Genomic DNA, 17,916 nt, shown 5'->3' with positions numbered 1-17,916 from the left:
GTTCGGACGGGGTGGCCCGTACTGTGCCGGCACGGGGCCGCCGCCCCGGAAGGAGAAGTTCATGACCGACCGCGAAGGTGCCCGCCGGTTCAGCGGGCGTACCGCCCTGGCGACCTTCGCCGCGGTCACCGCGCTGGCGGCCGGCGGTGTGTGGTTCAGCCAGGCGGCCGACCGCGCGTCGGCGGTGGACGCGGCGCCGAAGACATCGGCGGTGCAGGACGTGAAGTCGGCCGGGAAGGCGACCGGCGGGCTGCCCGGCGTACGGGACTGCGGGTTCGGCGAGCCGGAGATCAAGCCGCAGGTCATCACGTTGACGTGTGCGGACGCGGGGATGGTGGCGACCGGTATCACCTGGCACCGGTACGGCACGGCGGAGGCCGAGGGCAAGGGCGTGGTGCAGGTGGAGAAGGCCGCCGCGGGGGCGGGTACGGACGCCGGTTTCCCGGCGACGTTCCGGCTGTACGCGGCGAAGACGGTGGACGGCGCGCGGGCCTTCACGGGTCTGGAGGTGACGTACGAGGGCTCGACGCCGCTCGGTGACTCGACGGAGATGTACAACCTCGCGTGATGGGGATCCGAGGCCGGATCGCCCTGGCCATTTCGTGTGTGACGGCGCTGGCGGTGGTGGTGCTGGGGTTCGCGGTGCACCACATCGCGGACGCGGAGCGGGAGCGTTCGGCGCGCTCGTACCAGGACGACCGGCTCAGTTCGGCGCTGCAGATCTACGAGCGGGACGGCACGCTGGCGCTGGGCGCGCAGCTGGACGACGCGACGTTGCCGAGCCCGTTGCGGGCGGCGGTCTTCGAGGGGAAGTCCGGTACGTATGTGAGCCAGGGCGAGGATCCGCGGGTGTGGGCGGCGACGGGTGTCGGCGGAGGTTCCGGGGCCGGTGGTTCCGGGGACAGTGGGCCCGGTGACGGAGGCTCCCGTGACGGTGACTCCCGTGACGATGGTTCCGGCGGGCAGCCGCGGACGCTGTCGGTGTCGGCGGCGTTCCCGGACAACGACCCGGCCCAGGAGGCGCTGGACCGGGCCCTGGTGATCGCGGGTGTCGGCACGGTGGTGCTGATGGCCGGTGTGTCGTGGTTCGTCTCGCAGCGGCTGTCGCGGCGGCTGCGGCACAGCGCGGCCGCGGCGCGCCGGATCGCGGCGGGTGAGCCGCCGGACGCGGACGCGCTGGCGGCGGCCGGCCGGGACGAGGTGGCGGAGCTGGGCCGTTCGGTGCACCACATGGCGACGTCGCTGGCGGCGCGGGTGGAGGCGGAGCGCAAGTTCACCGCCGACGTGGCGCACGAGCTGCGGACGCCGGTGGCGGGGCTGGTCGCGGCGGCCGAGCTGCTGCCGCACGAGCGGGCGGTCGAGCTGGTGCGGGACCGGGCGCAGACGATGCGCAACCTGGTCGAGGACCTGCTGGAGGTGTCCCGGCTGGACGCGGGCGTGGAGTCCGCGCAGTTGGACGCGGTGGATCTGCCGTCGCTGGTGCGCGGGATCGTGGGCCGGGCGGAGCGGGTGCGTGGCCTCACGGGTGTCGAGATCGTCGTGGCGGGTCCGGCGCGGGTGGTGGAGACCGACCGGCGCCGGGTGGAGCGGGTGCTGGTCAACCTGCTGGCGAACGCGGCCAAGCACGGCGCGCCGCCGGTGGAGGTACGGGTCGAGGGCGTGCGGATCGTCGTGCGCGACCACGGGCCGGGGTATCCGCCGGAGCTGTGCGAGGAGGGTCCGCGCCGGTTCCGTACGGCGGCTCCGGAGCGCGGTACGGGGCACGGTCTGGGGCTGACGATCGCGGCCGGTCAGGCGGAGGTGCTGGGCGGCCGGCTGGTGTTCGGTACGGCGGAGGGCGGTGGCGCCGAGGCGGTGCTGGAGCTGCCGGAGCCGGCCGGGCCGGGGGAGGCGGAGCGGGTGCCGGCGGCGGAGCGGGGAGCGGTGGCGGCCCCGTAGGCCGCCCTGTCAGGGGAGAGACGGAAGAGACGACGAGGGCGGCCGTACGTACCGTCCCGGCCGTCCCTCACTGCCTGCCGTCAGCCCTCGGCCGCCGCCGCTGCCTGCCGCCGTCGGCCGCCGCCTACAGCCCCAGATCCTTGATGATCTTGGCGACGTGGCCGGTGGCCTTCACGTTGTACAGGGCACGCTCGACCTTGCCCTCCTCGTCCACGATCACCGTGGAGCGGATGACGCCGGTCACGACCTTGCCGTACAGCTTCTTCTCGCCGTACGCGCCGTAGGCTTCCAGGACCTGCTTGTCGGGGTCGCCCAGCAGGGTGACCGACAGTTCCTCCTTCTCGCGGAACTTCGCGAGCTTCTCCGGCTTGTCGGGGGAGATGCCGATGACGTCGTAGCCGTGCCCGGCCAGGAAGTCGAGGTTGTCGGTGAAGTCGCACGCCTGCTTGGTGCAGCCGGGGGTCAGCGCGGCCGGGTAGAAGTACACGATGACCTTGCGGCCCTTGTGGTCGGCGAGCGAGACCTGCTTGCCGTCCGCGTCGGGGAGGGTGAAGGCGGGGGCGGTGTCGCCGGGCTGCAGTCGCTCGCTCATGGCTCTCCTTGGGGTGGGCGGCACGCGGGGTGCGGGTACGGGGAAGGCGGGTGCGCGAGCGGGTCGCGCCCCTGTTCGTGCTACGCCCCGAGGTTACTGAGCCGCTCGAAAAGGGGGTGCTGTGGGGCGGCGGGGCCGTGGTGCTGACAGACTGTCCGCACGGATACGGATCGAGACGACCGGAGGCAGCGCGGTGTCGGAAGCCAGGACCCCTGCGCAGATCGAGAAGGACATCGTCCGCAGGCGGCAGGAGCTTGCCGTGACGCTGGACGAGATCGGTGTGCGGCTGCACCCGAAGACGATCATGGGGGACGCGAAGGCGAAGACGGCGGCGGCCGTGGACCGTACGGCGGGGCGGGCGTACGTGGCCGCCAACCGCGCGGTCTCGGACATCCGCGCCCAGTTGGTGGCGGAGGACGGCGCGCCCCGTCTGGAGCGGGTGGTGCCGCTGGCGATGATCGGTGTGGCCGTGGTCGGGCTGCTCGTGGTGGGCTCCAAGCGGCGCCGTTCCTGAGGCGGGCGTTGTGCGGGCGCGCGGACAGGTACGGTCGTGCCGTGAGCCCGAATAACGCCAAGGACACCCACGACAAGCTGCCCATCCGGATGCTGCACGACCGGGTGCTGGTCCGTACCGACATCGCCGAGGGCGAGCGCCGTTCCACCGGCGGCATCGTCATTCCCGCCACCGCGGCGGTCGGCCGCCGGCTGGCCTGGGCCGAGGTGGTCGCGGTGGGACAGAACGTGCGGACCGTGGAGCCCGGTGACCGGGTGCTGTACGACCCGGAGGACCGGGCCGAGGTCGAGGTGCGCGGCGTCGCGTACGTCCTGATGCGCGAGCGCGACCTGCACGCGGTGGCGGCGGAGCGCCTGGAGGGCGCCGAGGACGCGACGGGGCTGTACCTGTAGCGGATCTGCGGCCGTGCGGCCGCACCGGGGCGAGGACGGGCGGTGACCGGCGTCACCGCCCGTTTTGTGCGCCTTTTGCTAGGCTCGGGGACATCCCGACGAGACGCGCCGTACCGGGTCACGACAAGACGACGCACCCCTGTAGAAGCTCGCTTTCCACGGAGGTGCCGTCATGGCATGGATTCTGCTCGCCGTCGCCGGTCTGCTCGAAGTCGGCTGGTCGATCGGCATGAAGTTCACGGACGGGTTCACCCGGCTGTGGCCCAGCGTCTTCACCGGCGCGGGCATCGTCGCCAGCATGATGCTGCTCTCGTACGCCGCCCGGACCCTGCCGATCGGCACCGCCTACGGCGTCTGGGTCGGCATCGGCGCGGCCGGCGCCGCGGTCGTCGGCATGCTGGTGCTCGGTGAGCCCGCCACCGCCGCGCGGATCTTCTTCATCTGCTTGCTGCTGGTGGCGGTGGTGGGGCTGAAGATGACGTCCGGCCACTGACGCCGGAGGCCAGGCGGGCGCGGGCCGTACGCACGGTCCGCGCCTGCCGCGTACGGCCCGCGTCCGCCCGCCCCCGGGCGGGTCTCCGTCACGCCCCCGGGAAGTTCTCCCACCCGCCGTACGCCCCGCCGTACCCCCCGTCGTATCCGCCTCCCATGCCGCCGCCGCTGCCGCCCCGGCCGCCGTTGATGCCGCCCTCGACGCCCCCGGCGGGGGGCTCCACGGTGGGCCAGTCGTCGGTGGGGGCGGTGGTCGGCTCCTCGGTCGGGAAGGTGGGGAAGCTGGGCCCGGGGGCCGTGGTGGGCCCGGGGCCGCTGGTCGGCGGGGTGCCGGTCGGGCCGCTGGGCGGCGGCGTGTCGCTCGGCGGTGCCTCGCTGGTGCTCGGCTGCTCGCCGGGCGTGCTCGGTGCCCGGCTGGGGGCCTGGCTCGCGCCCGCCTCCAGGTCCAGGTCGAAGTCCTTGGCCGGTGTGCCGTCCAGGGCGGCTTCGGTGTACGCGGCCCAGATCTCGGCGGGGAAGCCGCCGCCGTTGATCCGGGCCTGTCCCGCCGCCCCGTACAGCGGCTTCTGGGCGCCGGTGTCCGGGTCCTGGCCCAGGACGCCGACGACGGTGGCCAGGTCGGGGGTGTAGCCCGCGAACCAGGCGGCCTTGTCCTGCTCCGCCGTGCCGGTCTTGCCGGCCGCGGGCCGTCCGACGGCGCGGGCCGCCGAGCCGGTGCCGCCGGGGCTCTCGATGACGCTGCGGAGGATCGAGGTGGTGGTGTCGGCGGCGTTGCGGGGCACCGCGGTCTTCTCGCCGCGGTCCGGCAGTTCGACGGTCTCGCCGCCCTTGGTGGCCTTGCCGACGAGGCTGTACGCGCGCTGCTTGCCGTGGTTGGCGAGGGTGGCGTACACCTGCGTCATGTCCAGCACGCTGGGGGTGGCGGTGCCGAGCGAGATGGCGCCCTGGGAGGAGCCGAGGCTCGGCGTGTCCTTGGGGATGCCGAGGTCGATGGCGGTCTCCTTGACCTTCTCCGGGCCGACGTCGACACCCATCTGGGCGTACACGGCGTTGACGGACTTGTCGGTGGCGGTGGAGACGGTGATCGGCCCGTAGGAGCGGCCGTCCTCGTTCTCGGGGGCGAAGCCGACGCGCCGGCCGTTGCTGACCGCCTCGCGCTTGTTGGTGCCGTCGTAGACCGTGTTCGGGGTGATCTTGTTGCCGTCCTGGGTGACGGCGCCGTTGGCGACGGCGGAGGTGAAGACGATCGGCTTGAAGATGGAGCCGACCTGGTAGTCGCGGCGGGTGGCGCTGTTGACGTACTGCTTGGCGTAGTCGATGCCGCCGTACATGGCGACGACGTTGCCGGTGGCGGGGTCGATGGAGGCGCCGCCGGCTCGTACGTAACGGTCGGCCGTGGACGTGCCGAGCTGCCGCATCAGCTTCTTGTCGACGGCCTCGACCAGGGCGTCCTGGCGTTTCTTGTCGAGGGTGGTGGTGATGCGGTAGCCGCCCGCCGCGAGCGTCTGATCATCGATGATCTTGTTGTTGGTCAGGTAGTCCTTGATCGCTTCGACCAGGTAGCCGCGCTGTCCGGACAGGCCGGTGGGCGGCTTGGCCTTCCCGGGCGTGGGAAAGGTCAGCCCGGCCCGTTCGGACGCGCTGATCCACTTCTTCTTGACCATGCCGTCCAGGACGTAGTTCCAGCGGTCCAGAGCGCGCTGCCGGTTCTGCGGGTGGGTGGCGACGTCGTACGCGCTGGGCGCGTTGAGCAGGGTGGCCAGGTAGGCGCCCTCGGCGGTGGTGAGCTGGTCGGAGTTCTTGCTGTAGTACGCCTGGGCCGCGGCCTGGATGCCGTACGCGTTGCGGCCGTAGTAGCTGGTGTTGAGGTAGCCCTCCAGGATCTCGGACTTGCTGCGCTCGCGGTCCAGCTTGATGGCGATGAAGAACTCCTTGGCCTTGCGGGTGATGGTCTGTTCCTGGCCGAGGTAGTAGTTCTTCACGTACTGCTGGGTGATGGTGGAGCCGGACTGCTTGCCCTTGCCGGTGACGGTGTTCCACGCGGCGCGCAGCATGGCGACGGGGTCGACGGCGGACTCGGAGTAGAAGTCGCGGTCCTCGGCGGCCAGGACGGCTTCCTGGGTGGTCTTCGGGACCTGGCTCAGCGGGACGTTCTCGCGGTTGACCTTGCCGTCGCGGGCGATCTGGCTGCCGTCGGCGTACAGGTAGACGTTGCTCTGCGCCTGGGCGGCCCGGTTGGCGGCGGGGATGGGGACGAGCATGTACCCGGCGACGAGGCCGCCCGCGACCAGCAGCAGGACGAGCAGGAAGCCGCCCAGCACCATCCGCCAGGTGGGCAGGGCGCGCCGCCAGCCGGTGCGCCGGGGGCGGCCCTTGCCGGTCTCGGCCTTCCGGCCGGCGGCCGGTCCCTCCTGGGGGCCGTCCCCGTCGGCGGCCGCGGGCAACTCGGAGCGTGCGGCCCACTTCGGTACGCGGGGGCCGGCCTTGCCGTCCTGCTGCGGATCGTCGCTCATGTCTGTATGGACTCCTCGGCCGCCGCCGAGGGTTGTACCGCGGCGGATCGGTGACGTGTCGGGCGATTCGCGTTCTAAGCCGGAAAAGGAACTGTCGCCCGATACGAAACTCTCGCATCAAGCCCTTCACCCACGAGGGGCGGCGCGCACCTGTGACCGCTCCGTGACCGGCCGAACGGGTCGAAAGACTCACCGGAACGGGTGAATAAATGCGTGGCCGGGCCCCCGCGCGCCGCACTAGGCTCCGGTGCTTCGCGCCCGAAGGTGGCGTGCCGTCAGGAACGGGAGGCGCCGGACGTGTTGTACGCAGCCGTCGCGGCGGGCAGCTTCCGGCGCTATGCCACCTACCGTATCGCCACCGCCTCCGGCGTCTTCACCAACACCGTCTTCGGGTTCATCCTCGCCTACACCTACATCGCCCTGTGGACCGAGCGCCCCCACCTGGGCGGCTACGACCTGCCGCAGGCCCTGACCTTCGTGTGGACCGGGCAGACGCTGCTGGCGGCCACCGGGCTGCTCATCGGCGGCGGCATGGACGAGCTGCAGGAGCGCATCCGCAGCGGGGACATCGCCGTCGACCTGTACCGGCCCGCCGACCTCCAGCTCTGGTGGCTGGCCGCGGACCTCGGGCGGGCCGCCTTCCAACTGCTCGGCCGGGGCCTGGTGCCGATGGCGGTGGGCACGCTGGTCTTTCCGTCGGCGCTGCCCGCCTCGCCGGTGACCTGGCTGCTGTTCCTGGTGTCGGTGGCGCTGGGTGTGGTGGTCGGCTTCGCGCTGCGCTATCTGGTGGCGCTGACGTCGTTCTGGCTGCTGGACGGCGCGGGCGTGGCGATGGTCGCCGGGCTGATGTGTCTGTTCTTCTCCGGGATGGTGCTGCCGCTGAACGTCTTCCCCGGCGGGTTCGGCGAGGCCGTCCGGCTGCTGCCGTGGTCCTCGATGCTCCAGGTGCCGGCCGACGTGCTGCTCGGGGTGCACGGCGGCGCGGGGGTGGCGCGGGCGCTGGCCTTCCAGGCCGGGTGGGCGGTGGTGCTGCTGGCGGCGGGGCGGCTGGTGCAGTCCGTGGCGACGCGGAAGGTCGTGGTGCAGGGTGGCTGAGGAAGGTACGTGGACCCACCGCTCGCGGCTGTCCGAGGGCCTGCGGGCGTACGGCCTGATCGCGGCGATGTGGATACGTTCCACGCTCGCCTACCGGATGTCCTTCCTGCTGACGGCGCTCGGCAACTTCGCCGCCACCGGGCTGGACTTTCTCGCGATCCTGCTGATGTTTTCCCACGTCACGGCCCTCGGCGGCTTTTCGCTGCCCGAGGTGGCGTTCCTGTACGGCACGTCCGGCGCGGCGCTCGGCCTGGCGGACCTGGTGCTGGGCAGCATGGACCGGCTCGGCGTGCGGGTCAGGGACGGCACGATGGACGTCCTGCTGGTGCGGCCCGTACCGGTGTTCGCGCAGGTCGCCGCGGACCGTTTCGCGTTGCGCCGGCTCGGCCGGATCGTGCAGTCGGCGCTGGTGCTGGGCTGGTCGCTGACCCGGCTGGAGGTGGACTGGACGCCGGGCAAGGTGTTGCTGGTACCGGTGATGCTGCTGTGCGGCGCGGTGATCTTCGGGGCGGTCTTCACCATCGGGGCTGCGTTCCAGTTCGTCGCGCAGGACGCCGCCGAGGTGCAGAACTCGTTCACGTACGGCGGCACGACGATGCTCCAGTACCCGCCCACCGTCTTCGCCGAGGACCTGGTGCGCGGCGTCACCTTCGTCGTCCCGCTCGCCTTCGTCAACTGGCTGCCCGCGCTGCGCCTGCTGGGCCGCGACGATCCGCTGGGCCTGCCGGGCTGGGTGGACTTCCTGGGGCCCGCGGTCGCGGCGGCGATGTGCGGGCCGGCCTGGCTGGCCTGGCGGGCGGGCCTGCGCAACTATCGCAGCACGGGGAGTTGAGGGACGGTATGCGGAGCGGTACGGGGGATACGGTGCGCGGCCCGGAGGAGTCCGGCGCTGCGGAGCGCGGCCCGGCAGAGGCCGGGGCCGCGGCGCGCAGTCCGGAGAAGGACGGGGACGTCGCGGCGCGGCAGCAGCGGCGGGCCGGGCCGGCGCACGACCCCGGGCCGTCCGGCGGGGAGCCCGGTTTCATCGAACTGGACGGCGTCGAGAAGGTCTTCCACGTACGGCGCAAGGCGGGGCGGCTGCGGCGGGTGCGCGAGGAGGTGCGGGCCGTCGACGGCATCAGCTTCCGGGTGCCGCGCGGCGCGATGGTCGGCTACATCGGCCCGAACGGCGCGGGCAAGTCCACCACCGTCAAGATGCTCACCGGCATCCTGGTGCCCAGCGGCGGGCGGCTGCGGGTGGCGGGCATCGACCCGGCGCGGGAGCGGACCCGGCTCGCGCGCCGGGTCGGGGTGGTCTTCGGGCAGCGGACGACGCTGTGGTGGGACCTGCCGCTGCGGGACTCCTACGAGCTGGTGCGGCGGATGTACCGGATTCCGGAGAGTGCCTACCGCCGGAACCTGGAGCGCTGTGTCGAACTGCTCGACCTGGCGGCACTGTTGCCGGTCCCGGTGCGGCAGCTCTCGCTGGGCCAGCGGATGCGTGGCGACATCGCGGCGGCGCTGCTGCACGACCCGGAGGTGCTCTACCTCGACGAGCCGACCATCGGCCTGGACGTCATCAGCAAGGCGAAGGTCCGCGGCTTCCTGCGCGAGGTGAACGCGGAACGGGGCACCACCGTCCTGCTGACCACGCACGACCTCACCGACATCGAGCAGTTGTGCCGCCGGGTGATGGTCATCGACCACGGGCGGCTGGTGTACGACGGCGGCCTGGACGGGCTGCACGCCGTGGGACGCAGCGAACGGACGCTGGTGGTGGACCTGGAACGGGAGCTTCCGCCGATCGAGGGGGTGCCCGGCGCCCGTACGGTCAAGGTCGAAGGCCCGCGGCAGTGGCTGGCGTTCCCGGCGGCGCAGAGCGCGGCGCCGGTCGTCTCGGCGGTGGTGGAGCGGTATCCGCTGGTCGACCTGTCGGTGCGGGAACCGGACATCGAGGACGTCATCTCCCGGATGTACGCGGACAACGCGACGCCATGAGGCATTAATCTGTCCGTATGACTGACGAACTCCCCGATCTGCGCGCCTCGGACGCCGACCGTGACCGGATCGCCGGGATCCTGCGCGACGCCCTCGCCGAAGGGCGGCTGGCGATGGAGGAGTTCGAGGAGCGGCTGACCGCGACGTACGAGGCGCGTACGGTCGGTGCGCTGCGGCCGCTGGTCGCCGACCTGCCGCAGACGTTCGACGGCGGGGTGCCGGACACCCGGGCCGCCGGGTCCGGGGCGGCCGCCTGGCGGGAGCGGATCGGCGGCGAGCCGTCCTCCCGCGGGGCCTTCGCCTTCTGGAGCGGCTTCTCGCGCAAGGGGCGCTGGACGGCGCCGCGCACGTTCACCGCCGGGGTGTTCCAGGCGGGCGGCGAGATCGACCTGCGCGACGCGCACTTCGAAGCCGGCGAGGTCACGGTGCGCTGCTTCGCGCTCATGGGCGGCATCGATGTCGTGGTGCCGCCGGGCGTCGAGGTGCAGGTGACCGGCTGGGGTTTCATGGGCGGCTTCGACAACGGTGACGGCGAGCCGGGGGAGCCGGGCGCGCCGCGGGTGAAGATCACCGGGTTCGCGATGATGGGCGGTGTCGGTGTCCGGCGCAGGCTCTCCAAGCTGGAGAAGCAGCGGATCAGGCTGGAGCGCGAGCGGCGCGCGGAGTCGGCGCTTCCGGGGGACGCGCGCGGGAACGAGGTGTCGGAGCGCCGGCGCAAGGAGCTGGGCTGACGGCGTGCGCGGGCGCCGGTGCCGCTGTCTCAGCGGTCTCCGCGCCCCCGGGCCTCCTCACCGTGCCGCCCGCACCGCTCCCTCGAGCTGCCGCAGGCCGACCGCGTCGGCCATGGCCCGGTAGCCGGCGTCGCTCGGGTGCAGATGGTCGCCCGAGTCGTAGGCGGGCCGCATCCGCAGCGGGTGGTGCGGGTCGCGCAGCGCCTGGTCGAAGTCGGCGTACTGCTCGTAGATCTCCCCGGCGCGGATCTTCGCGTTGAGGGCCCGGCGTACGGCGTCGAGCTCCGGCCGGTGGCCGCGGTGGCCGCCGAACGGGGTGAGCGTGCTGCCGACGACCCGGATGTCCTGGGCCGCTGCCCGGCGCACGATCTCCCGCATCCCGTCCGCCAGTTCCTCCGCGTCGAGGCGGCGCGGTGACTTGAACAGGTCGTTGAGGCCGATCTCGACGACGACGGCCCGCACCCCCGCACGCGACAGCACGTCGCGCTCCAGCCGGGACAGCACGCTCGGCCCGCCGCTGACCGACCAGCGGTTGCTGTCGGTCAGCAGGCGGTTGCCGCTGATGCCCTGGTTGAGGACGCCGTAGCGGGGCGCGCCGGGCTCGGTGCGCAGCCGGGCGGCGAGGAAGTCCGGCCAGCGGTGGTTGGCGTCCGGGGTGGAGGTGTTGCCGTCGGTGATCGAGTCGCCGACGGCCACGACGGCGCCGTCGGTGTGCGGGCCGCGGACGTCCACACCGGTCAGGTAGCGCCAGGCGGTGACCTTCTCGGTGTAGGCGCCGCCGGCGGTGTCCGCGGCGTGGTCGCCGCGTGTCAGGTAGGACGTCTGGCGGGCGTGCGGGTGGTAGGTGACGGGCCCGGAGGGGGCCGGGGAGTAGGTGGTGACCAGCAGGTCGGCGGCGGGCGGCACGGTCAGCCGGACCGGGTCGCTGGTGACGGCGCCGCCCGCCGGTACGGTCACCGCGGGCCGTCCGGAGAAGGTCAGCCGGCGCATGGTGCCGGGCGTGGCCGCCGGGCCGCCGGGTGCGAGGGCGCGGGCGAGGGTGGCGTGCCCGACGGACAGCGGGCGGGTGCCGTAGAGGTTGGAGAGCTGGATACGGGCGCTGGTGCCGCCGATGCTGGTGTGCACCACGTTGCGCAGCGAGGTGTTCGCGTAGCCGTCGGACGTGCCGGGTTCGGCGGCCGCGGCGGCCGCCGACCACGTACCGGTCCACCGTTCCGCCGCGGGCGGGCGGTCGTCTCCCGCGGGGTCCTGGGTACCGCCACCGCCGGAGCCGAGGAGCACCGCGGCGGCGGCGAGCGCCAGCAGTGCCGCCAGACCGGCGAGCAAGGGCAAGGGGCGGCCCACTGGAGTCGACATGCGGGCACCGTCTCCTACGGCAGGCGGAGCGGCGTGCTCCGGGCGGGCACAGGGCAGCGTGTGATCAGCGGCGGCGTCGTGGTCCGGTCGGGTCATTCATGCTGCCACGCGGTCCGGGCGGCCCGGGTGGCGCCCTGGCGGCGCGCGGGGGAACTCGTGGTTCGCCTCAGGAGTAGGACACAGTTGAACGCACGGCCGGCAGGAAACAGGGCAGATGCCTGTACGTACGGTGCTGACGGGTTCGAGCGGGTGGAGCGGATGGAACGGACGAAGACGGACGTGGTCCCCGGGGCGGATACGGCCGCGGGAGCGGGCGGGACACCGCCGGACGGCGGGCGCGCGGGCACGGGCCGGTTCCGCGGCCCGGTACCGCCCGGCGGCTTCCCGCACAGCCCCGGGGACAGCCCCGCGGACGCGGAGAAGCGGCGCGGCGTACGGCGCATGAAGACCCTCGCGACCGGTCTGCTGCTCGGGGTGGCCCTGGTGTACGCCCTGGCCACCTGGGCGAAGGCGGCCGGCGCGGGCGGCTGGGCGGGGTATGTGGCGGCGGCGGCCGAGGCGGGCATGGTCGGCGCGCTGGCCGACTGGTTCGCGGTCACCGCCCTGTTCAAGCGGCCGCTGGGGCTGCCCATCCCGCACACCGCGATCATCCCGACGAAGAAGGACCAGCTCGGGGTGAGCCTCGGCGAGTTCGTCGGCGAGAACTTCCTGTCCGGCGACGTCGTACGGCAGCGGCTGCGCAAGGTCGGCATCGGCCGGCGGCTGGGCGCCTGGCTCGCCGAACCGAAGAACGCCGACCGGGTGACGGCGGAGCTGTCCACCGCGCTGCGCGGCGCGCTGACCGTGCTGCGCGACTCCGACGTGCAGGCGGTGGTCGGCGAGGCGATCACCCGCCGCGCCGACGCGCAGGAGGTCGCGCCGGGCCTCGGCAAGATGCTGGAGAAGGTGGTCGCGGACGGCGGGCACCGCCGGGTCGTGGACCTGGTCTGCGTACGGGCGCACGACTGGCTGACCTCGCACGGCGACTCGGTGATGACGGCGGTCTCCGGCGGCGCCCCCGGCTGGACGCCGCGCTTCGTGGACCGCAAGGTCGGCGAGCGGGTCTACAAGGAGCTGCTGCGGTTCGTCACCGAGATGCGGGACATGCCCGAGCACCCGGCGCGCGGCGCGGTGGACCGTTTTCTCAAGGACTTCGCGGGCGACCTCCAGTCCGACACCGACACCCGGGAGCGGGTGGAGCGCCTGAAGTCGGAGGTGCTGGGGCGCGGCGAGGTGCAGGATCTGATCGCCTCCGCGTGGGGCTCCGTACGCACCATGATCGTGGCGGCCGCCGAGGACGAGAACAGCGAGCTGCGGCAGCGCACCCGGTCGGCGCTGCTGTCGCTGGGCCAACGGCTGGCCCGTGACGGGCGGCTCCAGAACAAGGTCGACGGCTGGCTGGAGGGCGCCGCGGTCTACGTCGTGACGACGTACCGCGCCGAGATCACGTCGCTGATCACCGACACCGTCGCGAGCTGGGACGCCGACCACACCTCGAAGAAGATCGAGGCGCACATCGGGCGCGACCTCCAGTTCATCCGGATCAACGGCACGGTCGTCGGCGCCCTCGCCGGCCTGTGCATCTACGCGGTGTCGCGGTTGCTCGGGGGGTAGGGCGGCTCGGTACAGGGCTCTGGAGCCACCCCGTACGCGAGGAACCTGGGCGTACGGGGAAAATGAGGAGGTGACGGACGACGACATCCTGGCTGTACCGGACCCGGAGCGGGCACTGCGGTGGCTGCACGAGCGGCTGACCCCTGGCACCGACGCAGGGCGGCATGTCGTCACCGAACTCGTCCCCGAGGGCTACCCGGCGTACGTACGCGTCTTCCACACCTGGACGCTGGAGGAAATACCCGGACTGCGCAGGACGTGGCGGGAGATGGCGGCGGCTTCCGGCGCGCACTTCCACGGTGAGCTGATGGGCGGAGCCGTGCGGCGGGAGGTGCTCAGCCCGCCGGTCGGGGAGCAGTGGGAGGTTTTCGACGGGGAACCCGACCCGGCCACGCGTCAGGGACTCGTGGAAATCCTCTCGGCAGCCACGGCGGCGGACCAGCGGGTCTTCTACAGCTATGAGCTGGCCAGAGAGCTCCGCGGCGAGGACACCCTCGTCTGGACGTCGTCGCTCTCCGGCCTGGAAGCCGTGCGGGCCCGCACGGGGGAGGAGTACGCGGGGCCGGAGCACTGGTGGCCCGAGGACCGCGGCTGGGTGGTCGCGTGCGACTGGGACCTGTGCTCCACGTATGTGGCGTGCTCGGAAGCGCTCGCCGAACGCCTCGTCGGCAGCGACCTGATCGAGGCCGTTCGGGTGGCTCCTGCCGCACGGGTGGACAACGGGGCCGATCACCTCGACCAGCGCTCCTGACGACGCCGAGGGACCGGCCCCGAAGCCGGTCCTGGCCCCGCCTCGGGCAGCGCCGCCTATGGAAGTCTCCCGCCGCAGGCCCTACCGTGCAGCGCGTGCGCGAGCGGGTACCGGTGGTGGTGCAGGGGCAGCGGCGGCGACGGCCGCGCGCCGTACGGGTGGTGTGGGCGGGCGCGGAGCTGGCGGTGACGTTCGGCGTGCTCGTCCTGCTGCTGGTCGTGCACCAGTTGTACTGGACGAACCGGCAGGCGCAGGCGAGCGCGCGCGACCAGGTGGCGCGGCTGGAACGGCAGTGGGACGCGCAGTTCCCGCCGTCCGCCGGAACACCCGCCACCGGAACGCCGCCCGCCGGACCGTCGCCCGGCCCGGCCGCCTCCACCGCGCCCGAGCGGCACGGGGACCGTATGCGGCAGGAGTCCCGCGGCACCCTGGAGCAGGTCCCGCCGCCGCGCCCGCGCCGGGACGCCGCGTACGCGGTCCTGCGCATCCCGCGTCTCGGCCTGACCGTCCCCGTCGCCGAGGGGACCGGCAGGTCCGCCGTCCTGAACAAGGGCTACGCCGGTCACTACGCGCACACCGCGCAGCCCGGTGAGACGGGCAACTTCGCGCTCGCCGGGCACCGCAACACGCACGGCGAACCGTTCCGCTTCCTGAACCGGCTGCGGCCCGGCGACACGGTGGAGGTGGTCACCGCGGCCGCCCGCTACACGTACGCGGTCGACCGGACCGTGCCACGCACCACGCCCTCCGACGGCACCGTCGTCGCCCCCGTCCCGTACAGCACCGCCCACCCGTCCCTGCGCTACACCGAGCCCGGCTCCTACCTGACGCTGACGACCTGCACCCCCGAGTACTCCTCGGCGTACCGGCTGGTGGTGTGGGGCCGACTGACGGGCGCGGTGCCCCGATAGGCTCTTCCGCTGTGCTGAAACGTCCCACGCTGCTGTGGCTCCTGGTCCCTCACGTGCTCTACCTCGGTGTGCTGCCGCTGGTGAACCGTGTGACGCCGACCGTGTTCGGACTGCCCTTCCTCGTCTTCTGGATGCTGCTCGCGACCCTGCTGACGCCGCTGTCGGTGTGGCTGGCCTGGCGCGGCGACCGGAAACGGGCCGCGCGGCGGGCCGCCGGGCGAGCGGGCGCGCCGGCCGGAGAGGGGAGCGCGGCATGAACGCGACCATCGCCACCTCCATCTTCGCGGCGTTCATGGTGCTGACGCTGGCCCTGGGCCTGCTGGCGGTCCGCGGCGGCGGGCGCCGCGAGGGCGGGCTCGCCGAATGGTCGGTGGGCGGCCGCAGCCTCGGCACGGTCTTCATCTGGGTGCTGATGGCGGGCGAGAGCTACACCAGCTTCAGCTACCTGGGCGCGGCGGGCTGGGGCTACAACTTCGGCGCCCCGGTCCTCTACGTCCTCGCCTACATGTCCTGCGGCTACGCGCTCGGCTTCGTCGTCGGCCCGATGCTCTGGTCGTACGCCCGCCGGCACGGCCTGGTCGGCATCACCGACCTGGTCGCGCACCGCTACGGGCGGCGCTGGCTCGGTACGGCCGTGGCGATCCTCGCCACCGTCTGCCTGCTGCCGTACATCCAGCTCCAGATCACCGGCATGGGTGTGGTCGTGACGACCATCTCCTACGGTGCGATCAGCCTGAACCGGGCCTACTTCATCGGCTTCGCGGTGACCACCCTCTTCGTCGTGGTCAGCGGGTTGCGCGGCAGCGCCTGGGTGTCGGTCCTCAAGGACATCCTGGTGATCGCGACGCTGGCGTTCCTCGCCGTGTACGTACCGCTGCACTACTTCGACGGGTACGGGCCCTTCCTGGACCGGATCGTCGCCGAGAAGCCGCAGTGGCTGACCTTCCCGGGACACGCGTCGGGCGGCCTGGGCCAGGGCTGGTTCATCACCACCTCCCTCCTGAACTCGCTGACCGTCGTCATCTTCCCGACGACCGTCGCGGGCTATCTGGGCGCGCGCAACGCCGACGCGCTGCGGCGCAACGCGGTGCTGCTGCCGTTCTACAACGTGCTGCTGTTCGTGCCGATGCTGCTGGGGATGGCGGCGCTGTTCGTGGTGCCGGGGCTGACCGGCGCGGACTCCAACCTGGCGCTGTTCAAGCTGGTGGTGGACTCGCTGCCGGCCTGGCTGGTGGGCGTCACCGGCGTCGCCGCGGCGCTCTCCTCCATCGTGCCGATGGCCGTGTTCATGCTGGTCATCGGCACGATGTGGGGGAGGAGCGTGCTGGGTGCGGTGCCCCGCCTGGCGAACCGCCAGAAGCTGTGGTCCCAGGTGGTCGTCGTGGCGGCGGGCGCGCTGGCGCTGCTGCTGACGTACACCGCGCCGAACACCCTCGTACGCCTCTCGCTCATCTCGTACGAGGGGATGGCGCAACTGGTACCGATGATCCTGCTGGGGCTGGTGTGGCGGCGGCTGACGCTGTACGGAGCCGTCAGCGGTCTGCTCGTGGGCCTCGTGGTGGTCTGCGGGCTGGTCTTCACCGAACACGACCCGGTGTGGGGCATGAACGCGGGGATCGTGGCGCTCGCGGTGAACCTGGTGGTGGCGCTCGCGGTGACCTGGCTGGGCCCGCGGCCCGTGGACGACCGGCCGGACGCCGAGGTGCTGGCGTCGGACCTGGACCCCGAGGACGGTCCGGGCGCGGCCGTCGCGCCGGGGGACGGCGCGTCGGGAGGCGGCGCCGCCGGCGTCAGCCCGTCGCCGGCGAGGTGATCTTCTTGCCCTCGGGGGAGACGGCGAACCAGGTGCCCATCTTGCCCTGCCCGTTCACGTCCCCGGGCTGCTTGTCGCCGCTGAAGGTGTAGACCGGCCAGCAGTCGACCGCGAGCTGCTGGGTGCCGTCGGGCCGCGTGACGGTGCTGATCAGCTTCTCGGGGATGCCTTCGAGCTTGCTCTTGTCGGCCGGTCCGACGGGTTTCCAGGTGTCCAGGCAGGCGCCGTTGCAGCCGAACTTCATCGGCCAGGCGCTGTCCTTGTCGAAGCGGTAGACCGTACGGCCCTCTTTGTCGACGAGCAGCTTGCCGAGCTTGGGCTGGTCGAAGACGGAGACGTCGGCGGCCGGTCCGGCGGTGGCCTTCTTGCCGTCGGGGGCGAACGCGTTCCAGGTGCCGCCGACGCCGTGGCCCTTGGTGTCGCCGGGGGCGGTGTCCTTGGCGTAGCGGTAGGCGGGCCAGCCGTCGATGGTGAGCTGCTGGGTGCCGTCGGCGCGGGTGACCGAGCCGAGGGCGCTCGCTGCCATGCCGGAGGCGGCGGTGACGTCGTCGGCGGGCACCGGGGGCCAGGTGGTCGCGCAGGCGCCGGAGCAGGCGGAGTTCGGCGGCTTGGCGGTGTCCTTGTCGAAGCGGTAGAGCGCCTTGCCCTTGCTGTCGGTGACGACCGGGCCGAGCTGGGGGGACTGGCGCAGCGCGAGGGTCCGGGCGGGCTCGCCCTGGGCCGCGGGACGGTTGCTGTCGCCCGTCGAGCCGTAGCCGTCGCCGCCGGCCTGGCCCTTGCCCGCGCCGCTGTCGGCACCGTAACCGCTGCCGCCCGAGCCGTAGTCGGTGGAACTGCCGCTGCCCGCCTGCGCTTTGCCGTTGGCCACGGGGGCGGCGTCGGTGCGGTCACCGGAGCCGCAGGCGGTGGTGAGCGCCATGACGGCGGCGGCCGTCACCGCCAGGGCGGTGTGGCGGCGCTGGGTGTCGGGGCGCGGGTGGGCAGCGGGGCGGGGGTGGCCGGTGTGCGGGTGGGGCTGCGGGCTCATCGTCGTCTCCTTGGAGGGGTGCCGGGGAGGGTTGTCTGCGGGGGTACGCGGGAGGGGAAGCGGGTGTTCAGGCGGGGCGGAAGTTGTCATCGGCGGACGAAAAACGGGCGCAAGTGGCCTCCGTACAGGGGACGTTCGATGGCCCTTCGGTGGCCGTACGG

Annotated in this window: 18 protein-coding genes and 1 riboswitch; of the genes, 14 read left to right on the top strand and 4 right to left on the bottom strand. The window is 72.8% G+C overall.

Annotated features, from left to right (window positions below; all coding sequences use genetic code 11):
• The first annotated feature begins 61 nt into the window (after positions 1 to 61).
• A complete protein-coding gene (locus AB0A97_RS05680; protein WP_125046740.1) occupies positions 62 to 568 on the top strand; it encodes a hypothetical protein in 507 nt (168 codons plus the stop codon).
• The gene (locus AB0A97_RS05675; protein ID WP_361144778.1) at positions 568 to 1,938 is read left to right on the top strand and encodes a HAMP domain-containing sensor histidine kinase; all 1,371 of its coding nucleotides are present in this window, start codon (positions 568 to 570) and stop codon (positions 1,936 to 1,938) included. Before AB0A97_RS05680 ends, AB0A97_RS05675 begins: the two co-directional genes overlap by 1 nt.
• Before the next feature lie 124 nt (positions 1,939 to 2,062).
• Here the strand turns inward: AB0A97_RS05675 and bcp are convergent, their stop codons facing one another.
• Positions 2,063 to 2,530 (bottom strand): thioredoxin-dependent thiol peroxidase, encoded by a 468-nt coding sequence (bcp, locus tag AB0A97_RS05670; protein ID WP_206502561.1) that lies wholly within the window; start codon positions 2,528 to 2,530, stop codon positions 2,063 to 2,065.
• Positions 2,531 to 2,723: 193 nt separating this feature from the next.
• On the opposite strand from bcp, the gene AB0A97_RS05665 reads away from it, so the two are divergent.
• From AB0A97_RS05665 to AB0A97_RS05655, 3 genes are all read left to right on the top strand, one after another.
• Entirely contained in the window at positions 2,724 to 3,044 is a 321-nt protein-coding gene (locus tag AB0A97_RS05665) for a DUF3618 domain-containing protein (protein ID WP_125046746.1), read from the top strand.
• Between the two features lie 89 nt (positions 3,045 to 3,133).
• Entirely contained in the window at positions 3,134 to 3,436 is a 303-nt protein-coding gene (locus AB0A97_RS05660) for a co-chaperone GroES (protein WP_174856576.1), read from the top strand.
• Between the two features lie 65 nt (positions 3,437 to 3,501).
• A riboswitch (guanidine-III (ykkC-III) riboswitch) is annotated at positions 3,502 to 3,574 on the top strand.
• 34 nt (positions 3,575 to 3,608) lie between these two features.
• Positions 3,609 to 3,929, top strand: coding sequence for a multidrug efflux SMR transporter (locus AB0A97_RS05655; RefSeq protein WP_073761238.1), 321 nt, complete (start codon positions 3,609 to 3,611; stop codon positions 3,927 to 3,929).
• An 88-nt stretch (positions 3,930 to 4,017) separates the two neighbouring features.
• On the opposite strand, the gene AB0A97_RS05650 is transcribed toward AB0A97_RS05655, so the two are convergent.
• Positions 4,018 to 6,441: a transglycosylase domain-containing protein gene (locus tag AB0A97_RS05650; RefSeq protein ID WP_361144773.1), complete on the bottom strand. Its 2,424-nt coding sequence runs from the start codon at positions 6,439 to 6,441 to the stop codon at positions 4,018 to 4,020.
• A gap of 297 nt (positions 6,442 to 6,738) precedes the next feature.
• Between AB0A97_RS05650 and AB0A97_RS05645 the strand changes: the two genes are divergently transcribed.
• The 4 genes from AB0A97_RS05645 to AB0A97_RS05630 all read left to right on the top strand — a co-directional run bounded on the left by AB0A97_RS05645 (position 6,739) and on the right by AB0A97_RS05630 (position 10,244).
• The gene (locus AB0A97_RS05645) at positions 6,739 to 7,536 is read left to right on the top strand and encodes an ABC-2 family transporter protein (RefSeq protein ID WP_361144770.1); all 798 of its coding nucleotides are present in this window, start codon (positions 6,739 to 6,741) and stop codon (positions 7,534 to 7,536) included.
• Between the two features lie 67 nt (positions 7,537 to 7,603).
• A complete protein-coding gene (locus tag AB0A97_RS05640; RefSeq protein ID WP_361145327.1) occupies positions 7,604 to 8,368 on the top strand; it encodes an ABC transporter permease in 765 nt (254 codons plus the stop codon).
• Between the two features lie 8 nt (positions 8,369 to 8,376).
• The gene (locus AB0A97_RS05635; protein WP_361144768.1) at positions 8,377 to 9,513 is read left to right on the top strand and encodes an ATP-binding cassette domain-containing protein; all 1,137 of its coding nucleotides are present in this window, start codon (positions 8,377 to 8,379) and stop codon (positions 9,511 to 9,513) included.
• Between the two features lie 17 nt (positions 9,514 to 9,530).
• Positions 9,531 to 10,244, top strand: a complete 714-nt coding sequence (locus AB0A97_RS05630; protein ID WP_361144766.1) for a DUF1707 domain-containing protein — start codon at positions 9,531 to 9,533, stop codon at positions 10,242 to 10,244.
• 57 nt (positions 10,245 to 10,301) lie between these two features.
• Here AB0A97_RS05630 and AB0A97_RS05625 read toward each other — a convergent pair whose 3' ends face one another.
• Positions 10,302 to 11,600 carry an SGNH/GDSL hydrolase family protein gene (locus tag AB0A97_RS05625; RefSeq protein ID WP_361144764.1) on the bottom strand — a complete coding sequence of 433 codons (1,299 nt, stop codon included), beginning with the start codon at positions 11,598 to 11,600 and terminating at the stop codon, positions 10,302 to 10,304.
• A gap of 249 nt (positions 11,601 to 11,849) precedes the next feature.
• Here AB0A97_RS05625 and AB0A97_RS05620 point away from each other — a divergent pair, with 249 nt between their 5' ends.
• From AB0A97_RS05620 to AB0A97_RS05600, 5 genes are all read left to right on the top strand, one after another.
• On the top strand, positions 11,850 to 13,253 hold the full coding sequence (locus AB0A97_RS05620) for a DUF445 domain-containing protein (RefSeq protein ID WP_361145324.1): 1,404 nt from the start codon (positions 11,850 to 11,852) through the stop codon (positions 13,251 to 13,253).
• 70 nt (positions 13,254 to 13,323) lie between these two features.
• Positions 13,324 to 14,004, top strand: a complete 681-nt coding sequence (locus tag AB0A97_RS05615) for a hypothetical protein (RefSeq protein ID WP_361144761.1) — start codon at positions 13,324 to 13,326, stop codon at positions 14,002 to 14,004.
• Positions 14,005 to 14,099: 95 nt separating this feature from the next.
• The gene (locus AB0A97_RS05610; protein ID WP_361144758.1) at positions 14,100 to 14,915 is read left to right on the top strand and encodes a class E sortase; all 816 of its coding nucleotides are present in this window, start codon (positions 14,100 to 14,102) and stop codon (positions 14,913 to 14,915) included.
• Between the two features lie 11 nt (positions 14,916 to 14,926).
• Positions 14,927 to 15,172: a DUF3311 domain-containing protein gene (locus AB0A97_RS05605; RefSeq protein WP_361144755.1), complete on the top strand. Its 246-nt coding sequence runs from the start codon at positions 14,927 to 14,929 to the stop codon at positions 15,170 to 15,172.
• Positions 15,169 to 16,728, top strand: coding sequence for a sodium:solute symporter family protein (locus tag AB0A97_RS05600; protein ID WP_361144752.1), 1,560 nt, complete (start codon positions 15,169 to 15,171; stop codon positions 16,726 to 16,728). Before AB0A97_RS05605 ends, AB0A97_RS05600 begins: the two co-directional genes overlap by 4 nt.
• Here AB0A97_RS05600 and AB0A97_RS05595 read toward each other — a convergent pair.
• Positions 16,706 to 17,755, bottom strand: coding sequence for an SCO0930 family lipoprotein (locus tag AB0A97_RS05595; RefSeq protein WP_361144750.1), 1,050 nt, complete (start codon positions 17,753 to 17,755; stop codon positions 16,706 to 16,708). The genes AB0A97_RS05600 and AB0A97_RS05595 overlap by 23 nt on opposite strands.
• Positions 17,756 to 17,916 lie beyond the last annotated feature (161 nt).

The organism is Streptomyces sp. NPDC045470 (assembly GCF_040646595.1).
In the GTDB taxonomy this organism is placed as follows: Bacteria; Actinomycetota; Actinomycetes; order Streptomycetales; family Streptomycetaceae; genus Streptomyces.
Note: the sequence above shows the minus strand (reverse complement) of the source record. Positions and strands in the feature narration are given on the sequence as shown.